This is a genomic window from Gemmatimonadaceae bacterium (genome assembly GCA_019637445.1).
Classification (GTDB): Bacteria; Gemmatimonadota; Gemmatimonadetes; order Gemmatimonadales; family Gemmatimonadaceae; genus Pseudogemmatithrix.
Genome location: JAHBVS010000001.1, coordinates 1,512,923 through 1,525,369, shown reverse-complemented (window position 1 = coordinate 1,525,369; position 12,447 = coordinate 1,512,923). Strand labels below are relative to the sequence as shown.

Here is a 12,447-nt window from a genome sequence, read left to right as displayed (position 1 = left end):
GGCCTCCCTTCCGCGCGCCCTCCCCGCTTGAGACCGGGCCTTGGGGTCACTAATATTCGAGGCTACGGCCAGGTAGCTCAGTTGGTAGAGCAGCGGACTGAAAATCCGCGTGTCGCCGGTTCGATTCCGGCCCTGGCCATCCCGAAGTCCACTACGCGCCCGGCAAGTCGCCGGGCGCGTCGTGCGTTGTGGCCACCTGTCCAAGCGTAACGGTGAAGCGTGCGCCGCCCAATGGCGAGCTGTCAACGCGCACGGTGCCGCCGTGGAAACGCGCGCAGGCCACGACCGAGGCTAGGCCAAGGCCCGTCCCGTCCGGCTTGGTAGTGAAGAAGGGTTCCAGGATATGCGCGCGCACCTCAGGCGAGATGCCCGGCCCATTGTCTTCCACAGTGAGAATCCAGCGACCCTCGCCGCCCGCCGTGAGCGTGACGTGAACGTTGGCGTCGGGCCCGGCCGCCTCGGCGGCGTTCAGCACCAGGTTCAGCACGGCACGCTGAATGATCGAGTCGATACCAACATAGAGCGCCTCGGCAGGCAAGGCAGCGTCGATGCGCGCGTGCCGAGCCCGCCGATGCTGGCGTGCGAGTGCGAGCGCTGCCTCAATGGCGGAACAGAGCTCGATCTCCTGCGCGTTCTCCAGCAGCTCGCGCCCGCCAATCTCGAAGAAGCGGCGATTCCATTCGCTGATACGCTTGAGCGCCTTCGACACCTCGTCGGCCATCTCGGTTCGCGTGCGGTCGCCCTCTAACGATTCGCGAAGAAGGCCGAGGTTCATCGTGGCGATGGAGAGGCCGTTGTTGATGTCGTGCGCGATGGTGCGCGCGAAGGTGCCGGCGAGCACGCTGCGCTCGGCGTTGTGCAGGGCGCGTTGCATCCGGCGCGCGCGGGTTTCCTCCGCGAGGCTACGGCGCAGCGCGGTGAGGATGAGTCCGAAGATGAGCAGCGCCGAACCCACGATGAAGCCGAGTCCCTTGAGGATCTCGATGCGCTCGAGCTCTTCTACGGTGCCCGAGGCTTCGCTCGCGAAGTTTGACGAGACGAAGATGTACAGCGACCCCAACACCAAGTACGTGGCAGCCACGAGCAGCGCCGTACGCATCGGCCGTACAGCGGTCGCTTTGCCCGCTGGGTCTGGGGCGCTGCTGAATTCCATTGGGCCTCAACGCTGGAAGTCAGCACCGGGGGCCGCAAGGTGCAGTTTCGCGACAGCGCCGAACGAAGTCCGAAAGCCGCTAAGTCGCGGCTGCCTCGAGGCGCCGAACGCGTCGCCACTCGAGCCAGACCACGACTGACAGCAGCGTGATCGACACGGCGGAGATGGCGCACCAGGGACAGAAGGTGCGGAGCTTGTAGAACTCCGCCCACTTGAGGCGCGTGGTGAAGAGCAGTGCCGGATACACCATCGCCATCAGGGCGAGCGCGCCGCCGCGCGTGTCGGCGAAGCGTGCGCTGGCGGCGACCGCGGCGGTGATGAACAGGACGCTGTAGCCAACCGCGCCGATCAAGGCGACGTCTACTCCAAAGAACCAACTCCACGGCGAGAACTGCACCAAGGCGCAGCCACCGCCGCCGCCGCAAGCGAGTGCGCCGGCCTTGCCGATCTTCCAGAGGTGCAGGTACGTCGCCACGAAGGCGTTGGCGAGTGCGACGAGCGCGACGAGCTGTCGCCAGGAGAGCCCGGGCAGGCCGCGCGAAGTGGTCTGAGCGTCGCTGGACATCGCGGCGTAAGTTAACGGGCCGCTGGCGCGCCGAGCAGTCGGTACGCAGCGATGGCGATGACCGATGAACCGCGGGAGCCCTTGATGTCAGTCTTGCTGGAACGTTTTTCCGACCTGCACTCCCTGAGCGCGCGCCGCCTCGCCATGTACGCTGCCGTGGTCGTCGCCGGTGCGCTGTCAATGGCGGTTACTGCACCAGCCGTGCAGGCCCAGTCCACCGCGGTGGCCTTCACGAACGTCACGGTGCTGCCGATGGATGGCGACCGACGGCTCAGTAACCACACGGTGGTCGTCCAGAATGGGCGCATCGTGGCGATGGGGCCGAGCGCGCGGACGGCGGTGCCCGCGGGCGCGACGCGCATCGATGGGCGCGGCAAGTTCCTCATGCCTGGCCTGGCAGAGATGCACGCGCACGTGCCGCCGGGTAGCCCGACCGACGAGCAGCTGTCCGACATCATGTTCCTCTACGTGGCCAACGGCATCACCGCGATTCGCGGCATGCTCGGTGCCCCGTACCAAATCGAACTGAAGCGCAAGCTTGATAGCGGTGAGATGCTCGGGCCGCGCTTCTATCCAGCGGCGCCATCGCTCAACGGCAACTCGGCGCCGAACCCCGAGGCGGCGCTGCGCCTCGTGCGCGAGGCCAAGGCCACGGGCTACGACCTCGTGAAGATCCACCCCGGCCTCAGCCGTGAGACCTGGGACGTGGCCGTGGCCGAGATGCGGGCGCAGGGACTCACCTTCGGCGGTCACATCCCGTTCGATGTCGGCATTGTGCACGCCATGCGGAGCGGCATGTCCACCATCGACCACGTGGATGGCTACCTCGAGGCCGCGGTGGACTCCTCCGTGTACGGCAGGGCCAGCGATGCGCGCGTGGTGTTCGGCACGGCGGGTTCGCAGCTCGGGGATGTGATCGACGCCGTGAACCCCAGCATGTTCCCGGCCTTGGCGCGCATGTCACGCGAGCGGCAGGTGTGGAACGTGCCGACGATGTACCTCTGGGAGAACTTCTACAACGACCGCACGCCGGAGGAGCTGGGCGCGCTGCCGGAGATGGCCTACGTGTCGCAGGCGCAGGTGAATGCCTGGATGAACCAGAAGCGTAGTCGCGGGCTGGCGGACGAGAACCAGCGCATGACGCCGCCGCGGCGGGCGCGCTACCTCGAACTGCGGCGACAGATGCTCAAGACCTTGGCGGACGAAGGCGCACCGCTGCTGATGGGCACGGACTCGCCGCAGATGTTCAACGTGCCGGGCTTCGCGCTGCACCGCGAGCTGGAGGTGGCGCGCGCCTCTGGGCTCAGCACGTATCAGGTGTTGGAGAGCGGCACGCGGAACGTTGGGCGATATGTGCGCGAGGCGCTCAAGCAGGATGGCGCCTTCGGCACCGTGGCGGTTGGCCAAGCCGCTGATCTGGTGCTGCTGGATGCCGATCCGTTGTCCGACCTCGGCAATCTCACGAAGCGCTCGGGCGTGATGCTGCGCGGCCGCTGGGTGAGCGCGACGGAAATCAGCGCTGGTCTCGAGCGCATCCGGCAGCGTCACGCCGCAGGCCGCGGAGGGAACTAGCGATGGCGAACTGGCTCAAGCGCATCACCCCCGTGCTGCTCGTCGAGGAGATTGAACCCGTCCTCGCGTTTTGGGATCGCCTGGGGTTCGAGAAGACCGCCGAGGTGCCGCACGAAGGGAAGCTCGGCTTTGTGATCTTCGAGAAGAGCGGCCTTGAGGTGATGTACCAGACGCGCGCGAGCGTTGCAGCTGACGTGCCGGCAATGGCGAATGCGCCGCTCTCCGGGACGTTCTTGTTTCTCGAGGTTATGGATCTCGAAGCGACGATCGAGGCCGTGGAGGGCGCGCCCGTGGTGTTCCCGCGCCGCAAGACCTTCTACGGGATGGAAGAGATCTGCGTGCGGGAGCCCGGCGGGAACACTATCACCTTCGCGATGCCGGTGAGCGACTGAATGTGAGGCGCGCGCGGCCACTTGCCGCGCGCACCCTCGCGATCAGGTCCCGAGCTCGTCGAGGCGCGGGTTCACGATGGTGTTGTAGATGCTCCCGAACGTGAAGCTGAGGCCCACGGAGCCCCCGACGCGGAAGTTCGTGGCCAAGGCGCGCTGACGGGTGAGCACTTCCTCGTCGCTGGCGCCACCGCGCGGCAGGTAGAGCTGGTCGTTCACGCGCGCGGCATCGCCGCGCAGCTCGAGCGAGAGCCCACGCGTGAGGCGCAGCTGCGCCCGACCATTGAAGCTGATGTTGTACGTCGCGGCATCGTGCAGGAAATGCGTGTAACGCAGCGAGGCGTCGATCGTGCCCCACTGCTGGCGCGACTCGCCCGCGAGGATGGCGCGCGCGACAGGCCTCGACTCCGTGAGGCGCTCGTAGATCGTGGGTTCGTTGTAGTCGTAGTAGCGACCACCGAGCGCCACGGCGGCGATGAGCTGCCGCGACGTGGCATCGCGCCAGGGGAACACGTTGTACTCGGCCGAGAGGTCGATGCCCGCCGAGGCCTGCTGGTTGCGGAACTCCGAGCGCCCGCCGGTGACGCGCGTGCCGAAGGACCAATGGTCGGTGAGGCTGCGGACCACGCGCGCGCTCACGTCCGTGGAGCGCAGGACGTAGGTGGGAGTGGTGCTGTCCGAGAGCGTAAAGCGATTGCTGCGATACTCCTCGTAGATGTTGAACGAGAGCTTGAGGTCCTCTGTGGTCCGACTCACGTTCACGCTGCCGTTGAGCTGGTAGTTCGAGTTCAAGCTTTCGGCGCCGCCGCTGCCGTTGGCGCGGAGACGGTACACCCAGAAATTCCACGGATCGCGGATCACCTCAGACGGCGCGGCGCCATCGGAGGGCGCATCATAGCGCAGCGTGAAGCGCGCGCTACCGCTGATACGGAGAGCGTACGGGACCAGCCCCAGCTGCAGCACCTGCGCCAGCTGGCGGCGACGCATGTCGTCGGAGCTGTTGGGCGGCACTGCGGTGCGCAGCGTATCCGCGCGGCCCCCGAAGAGTCCGCGGCCCAGCAGCACGATCGTGATCTCGGTGCCACCGGCGGCCGTGCCGAGCCCAGTGATCAGCGCGTGGACGTCAGCGTCGAGCCGGTCCTGCGTCCAGAGCACGAAGGGCAGTTCCGTGACGAAGAAGTTGCGATCGCAGCCGCCGGTGTGGCAGTCAAGAAAGACGCGCACCCGGGGTTCGGAGGCGGGCTCGGCACGCGCGCCCGGGGCGGGGTCGGCCTGCGCAGCGAGCATAGACGGCAACACGGCGCCGAGCGCGAGAAGCGCCAGGCGCCGCCAACGGCGGGGGATGTACATATCTAGGAATATCGGGTGAGCAGCCGAAAACGTTGACTCGGCCTGCATTCGGCAGACGAGAGAGCTCCCGCTCCGTCACGTGCGCGTTCTGCGAGCGGTTCGCTCCGCCCGCAGTGCTCGTCGCGGCGGTGCCGCTGCCTACTCGTGCTGGCGCATTCCCAGGCGCAGGATGCGCTCGAGCAGCTTGGGATACGGCACGTCGTCGAAGGCCGCCGCTGAGGCAAACTCCTCGTGTTCGGCGATATCCGGATTCGGATTCGCCTCGAGGAAGAAGATGCGGTCTTCGGCGTCCACGCGGAAATCGATGCGCGCGTAACCCGAGAGCTCGAGGATGCGGTAGATGCGCTTGCTGTCGTGCAGCAACCGAGCCTCGACCTCGGGGTGCAGTTCCTGCACGGCCTGGATGTAGATGCCCTTCTTGGCTTGGTACTGCGGGTCGTGCTTGGCCTTGGCCGTGGCGATCAACGGTTCGCCGGGCTCGCTCTTCACGGCCTTGAGCTCCCAGGGCGTGAAGGCGACGAGACGATCGTTGCCGAGCACGCTGACATACATCTCGCGGCCCTCGATGAACTGCTCGGCGATGGCGTCCGTGCCGACGCGCTCGTGCACGAAGCGCACGCGCTCGGCGAGCTTCTCGTCCGAGTCCACGACCGAGGCCTGCGAGATGCCGGTGCTCGAGTGCTCAATCAAGGACTTCACGATCAGCGGGAATCCGAGTCGGCTCGGGCGCCGCACCTTGCGACCGACGGGGAAGACCGCGAAGTCCGGCACGCGGATCCTGTGGTAGTGCAGGAGCTTCTTGGAGAGCGCTTTCCCCCGCGAGAGCATGAGTCCGCGCGGGTTGCAGCCCGTGTAGGGCACCTTCATGAGCTCGAGGAAACCGACGACGTTGTGATCGTACGTCGTCTCGCCGTGGAACTCCTCGAGCATGTTGAAGACGATGTCCGGCTTGAGCACGTCCACGGCCTCGCGCACCGGGCGGAGCTCCCACTGCACGCCGAGCACGTGCACATCGTGGCCGAGCTTGCGGAGGTTGGAGACCACGTCGATCTCCGTCTTCAGCTCGAAGGCCTCCTTGGCCGTGAGCGAGCTGATGACGTCCGGCGGGGCGAGGTCCGGATGCGTGAGGACGAGGATGCGGAGTCGTCTCATACGGCAATCCAGTCGCGGCGGCCCTGGCCGACGAGGAAGCCCATCGTGCGGGCGGTGAGCAGCACCATGAAGTCCACGAGGACCTCGCGGTCGCGGCCGACGACGCGCAGGCGCAACTCGCGGCAGCGGCCGATCATGTCAGTGAGCACTTGGTCGAGCGAGAACTGGTATTCGCCGGTCCAGCGCGACACCGTGCGACGGATGTCGGCGCGGTGGTAGCGCAGGAAGGACGCGGCGGTGGGGCGCTTGCGGTGCCGCGGCTCGTTGGAGAAGAGGCGGAGCAAGTCGTGGTCGTAGGTCTTGGGATACTCGACCGAATATATCGCACGCCGCTGCGTGTAGTGCTCAAAAAGCGTCTTCTTGATGTTGCGGATCGGATCGACGACGCGGCGATCACGCGCGGGTGGCGTGGTGCCGGCGATTTCCTTCATCAATCGATCGACGTATTCGAGCTTCTGCAGCGCGGGCCAGCCGGCGTAGCGCCGACGCCAGTCGCTGCGCGGGCGCAGCCACACCGCGAAGGTTTCCGCGAAGTCCTCGTCCGGATGGCTCTGTGCGTACCAGCGGCGGAGGTGCTGCACGAAGCGCTTGCTGGCGGGATTCGGGCGGTAGGCGTCGGGATACTTGGTGGACGACTTGCCGAAGAGCCGCTGCCACTCGCGGCGCCGATGCAGCTGATAGCCGTGCTGGATGGCGTGGCCGCACTCGTGGCGGAAGATCTTCATGCACTCGTAGTGCGAGCCGCCCTCGACTTCGATGAGTTGGTTGCGCTCGAGTCGCACCAGTCGCGGGTGCAGGAGATAGAACGGCACCGCGAAGCCCGAGACGCCGCTGGGCGAGAACCACTCGTCGGAAACCCAGATGTGGGGCTTGAGGCGGATGCCGCGGTCCTCGAGCTCCTGGTGGAGCTCGTCCACGCAGTCGCCGACCCAGGTGCCCTCGAGCGTGACGCCGAGGTCGCGGATGCGGAGCTGCATCAGGCGTTCGTTGGACCAGCGGGTCCAGGGGAAGCGGGGTGCCATGGGGGGAGGAAGTTGCACGTAGGTGCGCCTGGGCGCGAGCGGGACGGGTGGTGCCCTGGCCACCGAACGGATGCATGGGCGGTCATTCGATGCGGCGACGGGGACGGGTGATGCACACCCTGCTTCAGGTCGCACGCATTGCTTAAACCCATCTGTTAGGTTACTGTCCTGATGCCCACGGTGTTACGGAAGGCAGGGTTCCGGGTCGTGATCTTCCTGCCGCCACGAGAGCACGATCCACCCCACGTGCATGTGCGGAATTCCGACGGCGAGGTCGTGATTGAGCTCGCGCGGCCTGATCAGGGGCAGGTGATCCGCTCCGCTGCTGGCATGAAGACGGCCGACGTGGTTCGGGCATTCCGGCTTGTCGAGGAACGCACCGAGTTCCTGCTGGACCACTGGAGGCGGTACCATGGCTAGGACATCCAAGACCACCATTCTGCGGCAGCTAGCGGCAGCGCGCGCTCACGATGCGGCGGAGCGTGTTCGGGGTCGACGTGCGGAGTCCGCCTCCTACGACCGCGACACCGGGCGGGTGATGCTAGAGTTGAGCAACGGCTTCGTGTTTGGCTTTCCGGCTCGGGCGATACCTGCGTTGGCGAAAGCATCGGCCGACGAGCTTGCGGAGGTGGCGATCAGCCCGGGCGGGGGTGCGTTGCACTGGGCCACGCTCGATGCAGACGTTTCCGTGCCGGGCCTGCTGTTGGCGTCAGTTGACCGGCCGTCGCGGTTGCGCGAGTTGGCGCGTCTTGCGGGGCGTTCACGGAGTGCGGCAAAGGCAGCGGCTGCGAGAGCAAACGGGGCGAAGGGTGGTCGCCCGCGGAAGGCAGCTGAGCGTTGAGAGACGGAGTAGCGACGCGCTCTACTCGCTTCGGGCATTGCCGATCTGATTCCCTCGGAGACTTGCATGAGCAAAGAATCGGGTCCGGCTGCGTGGATTGCACCTACCAGCTGTGCCAAAATCAGCCAGTGCTGCAGAGTCGCTCGATTCTACTAGTGGTTTGCCTCAACGCACGCATCGAGTGCCGGCTTCTCGTTCATCGTCCAGGACTCGTCAACACTACCTGAGACGGTGTCCGCACTAACCAACACCGTGAGCTCGTTCCTGCGCCACTGAATGTACCGAAGATGCTCCCGCTCGCACCTGGTCGTTGGGGCGCCTAGCTCCAATGAAACGGCAGCAACAATTGAATCCGCCAAGTGCCGGGCGGTCTGCCATTTGAGCGTATCGCGGTATGTGAATGCCGCCTGTAGGAGGCGTGACGACTTACCGGATCGAACCAGCACAATCTTGGCGCGGGAGGTTGAGTTTGTGCAAAGGTTAAGCACACCCTCGCTCGCCCATCGAATGTCGATTGTCTGCAGGCACCTAGGTTCGTCGAGCTGACCCTCTCGCTGCACTCTGCGGTCGAGGTCGTTCGCGGGCGAGGTGCAGGCGATGCTGAGTGCAAGCAGCAGCGTGGACCGTGCGATCAAAGCCTTCGTTGCCGTCATGGACGACACCCTTTCTGAGGGTAGCTATGATGGTCTTCACGCTTGCACCATCCTACGGCTTGAAGATAGGCATTCTCGAATCCAAGAGCCGTTCCCTCGCTCTCAATATCCGAGTTTCGCATGCGCTGGAGCGGTGTCGATCTGTACGCCGAATGCCCCGTCTCGTGGACAAGAACGGACGCCACGTTCAGCTGAAAGGGCTCCGTTGCCATCGACTGCGCGACCTTCGTGAGATCAACTGTTATCGTGAGCCCGTCGTTCGACGTATTCCCACGTCCGTATTCCGTTGTTGCATTCTGAATCGTATAGACCTCGTCGGACGTCTCCATGTGCTGCATTCGACTCAGTAGAAGCTCAGCTTCCTCGTTTCCGGCGTCGGCAAGTTGCTGAATTGCACGCTTCGCGTGCGCCCAGTTCCTCTGGAGCGTACCGTTCCGGTCGTTCTTCCAAGCAATCGTCAGACCGAATGGGTCGGAGGCATTAACGGGATCACCACCTGCGTATCCGAAAGTGTTGAGCCCGCCAGCAAGGCCAACAGGGTCCGGCTGCGTGGCCGGACCCGATTCGCGGCCCACACCTCAGAATTCCGCTACACCGCGTCGCTCAGACTCGTAAAGCTGAAGTCCCGCGCCTTCACCGCCGGGAACACCGTCCCGCTGTTCGTGCGCACCGCCGGCCCAAGCGCCTCCAGGTTGTTCAGCATGATCAACCCGGAATCATTGAACCGCATGTTCTTGATGGACCGCGAGATCTTTCCGTTCTCCACCAGGAACGTGCCGTCACGGGTGAGGCCAGTATAGACGAGCGTGCGGTTGTTAATCGGCCGCAGGTACCAGAGCCGCGTCACCAGCACGGCGCGCTCGGAGCCGCGGATCATCTCGTCAATCGACGAGCTGCCTCCAAGCATCTTGAAGCCCGCGCCGCCACCGCCGAACCCGCCACCACCGCCACCCGTGGGCGTCTTGCCCGTGCGCTGGGCCCAGTAGCGATCGTAGGCGAGCTGCTTGAGCACGCCGTTCTCGACCCAGACCTGGCGCGCGAGTGGCAGTCCGTCGCCATCGAACGGCGCACCGAGCACCTGCGGATCCGAGGGGTCCGACACGAACGTGACGCGCGAATCGAGAATCCGCTCGCCGAGCTTCGTGCCGCCTGGCTTGGACATCGCCGAACGACCTTCCTCGGCGGCGCGCGCGCTGAAGGTGCCGCGGATTGCACCGAGTAGGTCGGACGAGGCCTGCGGTTCGAAGATCACCGTGTAGCGGCCCGGCTCGATGGCCGCTGGATTGCGCGAGGCGCGCGCCTTCTCGGTCGTGCTGGCAGCGACGGCGCGGAAGTCGATCTTGTTCCAGTCGTTCTCGTCCACGCCGGTCCAAGACGACCCGGTGCCATCCGTGGTGCGCACCGTGAGCGTGTAGTTGGCGCCGGTGCTGCGATGGAAGGCGAACAGGCCCGCGCTGTTGCCGATGGCGCGCGAGCTCGCGTTGCACTCGATGAACCCGGCGACCTGGAGGTCGTTCGCGTTGCGCGAGAGCTCGAGCGCCGTGAGCGCGGCGCGCGCGCGGTCCTCGGCGCTGAGCCGCGCCGTGGAGTCGTACCAGGCAGGAATCGCCTGGTACTGCTGGGGTCCGAGCTCCGGCATGTGCTCGGGGTCCTCGGGCGCGAGACGCGCGAGCGCCTCGGCCTGCGCCACCGCTTGTTCCAAACCGCGCGGCGAGATGTCGTTCGTCAGCACCGTCGCGTTCCGCTTGCCGAAGTACGACGTGATACTGATGCCGGCGTTGTCCGAGATGCCCGAGGTGGACATCTGGTTGTCGGCGAAACGCACGTTGGTGTCGTAGGACGAGTTCACCGAGACGCGGCAGGCGTCGGCCTTGGAGAGCTTGAGCGCGCGCTGCACGATGTCCTCGCACTCGCTGCGCGAGAGGACGATGGGCTCGTCGAGCACGCCGTGACGCTCGGCGTCACGCGTGGCAATGAGGCGCTTGGGCGCGCGGAAGGTATCGGAGAGCGTGCTCACAGGGTCCGCCCCGTGTTGAGGACGTTGATGTTGCGGAAGACGCAGGGCGGGCAGCCGTGCGAGACCGCGTTGGACTGGCCGGGCTGGCCCTTGCCGTCGTTGAAGGTGCCGCCGAGCTCGTAGGAGGACTGGCCACCGATGAGGTCGATGGAGTTCCAGAACTCGCTGGTGCGCATCACGTAGGCCACGTCCTTGAGCTGGCCGACGATCTTTCCACCGCGCACCTCGTAGCAGATCTGCGCGCCGAACTGCGCGTTGTAGCGCTGCTGGTCAATCGAGTACGACGCGCGCCCGATCATCGCGATGCCGCGGTCGGTGGCGGCGATGAGGTCGTTCCACGAACGATCCACGCGCTGGTCGGGCACGATCGACACGTTCGGCATGCGCTGGAACGCGACATCGCTCCAGCTCTGTGCGTACGCACAGCCGTGCGAGCGCACCGGCATGTTGTTCTTCTCGTACCAGGGCCGCAGCCACTCGGCCTGCTCGCGCGTGGTCTGGTAGTCCCAGAAGAGGCCGTTCTTGATGATGTCGAAGTCGTCCGGCTGCACGCCATCGTCGTCGTAGCCGATGGTCGAGAGCGCATTCGGCTGCGAGCGATCGCCGCGGATGGTGAGGTGGTCGGGGCCGAGGCGCAGCTTGCCGAGCACGTCGTCGGGCGGGGCGATGAAGCTGGTGCCCGCGTAGTTGGCCTCGTAGCCCATCGCACGGTCGAGCTCGGTGGGGTGCCCGATGCTCTCGTGGATGGTGAGGAAGAGTTGCGAGGGATGCAGGATGAGGTCCCAGCGCCCGACATCCACCGAGCGCGCGGTGAGCTTCTCGCGCGCTTGTTCGGCCCAGACGGGCGCGTTGGCGACGATGTCGTTCTCGAGCACGTACTCCCAGCCACGCCCCATGGGCTGGATAACCTCGGGGCCGCGCGTGGCGACCTCCGTGCGGTCGTCGGAAATCGCGGTGACGGACATCGTAACCCAGCTGCGCACGACGTCCTGCGCGATCATCGAGCCCTCGGTGTTCGCGTAGGAACGCTCTTCCTTCACGAAGGAGAGGTTGGAATTCACGAAGCGGATGTTCTTGACGCCCATCGCCGCCGCGTTGGCCTTGAGCAGCAGGTCCACCTTCTCCTCGACCGGGACGCTCCAGGGGTCGATCGTGTAGCTCGACTTCCAGCTGGCGTTGGGATGCACGGCCGTGGGTGCCAGCGTGACGATGCGGTCGCGGGCTACGCGGTTGGCCTTGGCCAGTGCCACGGCCTGGCGCGCCGCGCGCGCGACGCCATCGGGCGTGAGGACGCGGGTGGCGGAGAAGCCCCAGGTGCCGTCCACGATCACGCGCACACCGCAGCCGATTGTGTCGGTGTCGAGCACGTTGGTGACCTGTTGCTCGCGGGTGCCGAGGTTCTGGCGGCGCTGGCGCTGCACGCGTGCGTCGGCCCAGGAGGCGCCGGCGAGCTTGGCGGCGTTGAGCGCGGCCATCAGCAGGACCTTCACCTGCGGGTCGGGCTCGGTGGTCGCCGTGAGGATCGGCGAGGCGGTGGTCGCGCCGACTTGGCGCGAGGCGAGGGCGAGGGCGCTGGCGGTGAGGCCGGCGGTCGCGAGGAAGTCGCGGCGGGACGTCATGCGGCAGGTCTCCGGAGGAACGGGCAGCGAGGCGATGCGGGGTGGGAAGTTCGCGTCCGTGCTCGTCACGGGCAAATCTCCACGTGCATCTATGTACGGCGATGCCGGGCGGGA

11 protein-coding genes and 1 tRNA gene are annotated in these 12,447 nt (G+C 66.1%); 5 read left to right on the top strand and 7 right to left on the bottom strand.

The window, feature by feature from the left end:
* Positions 1–66 precede the first annotated feature (66 nt).
* Positions 67–139: transfer RNA gene (locus KF709_06880), tRNA-Phe, on the top strand.
* A gap of 12 nt (positions 140–151) precedes the next feature.
* On the opposite strand, the gene KF709_06875 is transcribed toward KF709_06880, so the two are convergent.
* Positions 152–1,099, bottom strand: a complete 948-nt coding sequence (locus KF709_06875) for a hypothetical protein (protein ID MBX3174119.1) — start codon at positions 1,097–1,099, stop codon at positions 152–154.
* 133 nt (positions 1,100–1,232) lie between these two features.
* Positions 1,233–1,718: a hypothetical protein gene (locus tag KF709_06870; protein MBX3174118.1), complete on the bottom strand. Its 486-nt coding sequence runs from the start codon at positions 1,716–1,718 to the stop codon at positions 1,233–1,235.
* 84 nt (positions 1,719–1,802) lie between these two features.
* On the opposite strand from KF709_06870, the gene KF709_06865 reads away from it, so the two are divergent.
* The gene (locus tag KF709_06865; protein MBX3174117.1) at positions 1,803–3,290 is read left to right on the top strand and encodes an amidohydrolase family protein; all 1,488 of its coding nucleotides are present in this window, start codon (positions 1,803–1,805) and stop codon (positions 3,288–3,290) included.
* A 2-nt stretch (positions 3,291–3,292) separates the two neighbouring features.
* Positions 3,293–3,682, top strand: a complete 390-nt coding sequence (locus KF709_06860) for a hypothetical protein (protein ID MBX3174116.1) — start codon at positions 3,293–3,295, stop codon at positions 3,680–3,682.
* A gap of 42 nt (positions 3,683–3,724) precedes the next feature.
* Here the strand turns inward: KF709_06860 and KF709_06855 are convergent, their stop codons facing one another.
* From KF709_06855 to KF709_06845, 3 genes are all read right to left on the bottom strand, one after another.
* The gene (locus KF709_06855; protein MBX3174115.1) at positions 3,725–5,029 is read right to left on the bottom strand and encodes a hypothetical protein; all 1,305 of its coding nucleotides are present in this window, start codon (positions 5,027–5,029) and stop codon (positions 3,725–3,727) included.
* Between the two features lie 138 nt (positions 5,030–5,167).
* Positions 5,168–6,181: a hypothetical protein gene (locus tag KF709_06850; GenBank protein MBX3174114.1), complete on the bottom strand. Its 1,014-nt coding sequence runs from the start codon at positions 6,179–6,181 to the stop codon at positions 5,168–5,170.
* Complete coding sequence (locus KF709_06845) at positions 6,178–7,203, bottom strand: putative zinc-binding metallopeptidase (protein MBX3174113.1); 1,026 nt, start codon at positions 7,201–7,203, stop codon at positions 6,178–6,180. Before KF709_06845 ends, KF709_06850 begins: the two co-directional genes overlap by 4 nt.
* 207 nt (positions 7,204–7,410) lie before the next feature.
* Between KF709_06845 and KF709_06840 the strand changes: the two genes are divergently transcribed.
* Entirely contained in the window at positions 7,411–7,623 is a 213-nt protein-coding gene (locus KF709_06840) for a DUF4160 domain-containing protein (protein ID MBX3174112.1), read from the top strand.
* Positions 7,616–8,044 (top strand): DUF2442 domain-containing protein, encoded by a 429-nt coding sequence (locus tag KF709_06835; GenBank protein ID MBX3174111.1) that lies wholly within the window; start codon positions 7,616–7,618, stop codon positions 8,042–8,044. The genes KF709_06840 and KF709_06835 overlap by 8 nt, the downstream gene beginning before the upstream one ends.
* Before the next feature lie 1,242 nt (positions 8,045–9,286).
* Here the strand turns inward: KF709_06835 and KF709_06830 are convergent.
* Together KF709_06830 and KF709_06825 are read right to left on the bottom strand one after the other, a co-directional pair.
* Positions 9,287–10,714, bottom strand: a complete 1,428-nt coding sequence (locus KF709_06830; protein MBX3174110.1) for a TldD/PmbA family protein — start codon at positions 10,712–10,714, stop codon at positions 9,287–9,289.
* On the bottom strand, positions 10,711–12,333 hold the full coding sequence (locus tag KF709_06825) for a TldD/PmbA family protein (protein ID MBX3174109.1): 1,623 nt from the start codon (positions 12,331–12,333) through the stop codon (positions 10,711–10,713). Before KF709_06825 ends, KF709_06830 begins: the two co-directional genes overlap by 4 nt.
* Positions 12,334–12,447: the final 114 nt, after the last annotated feature.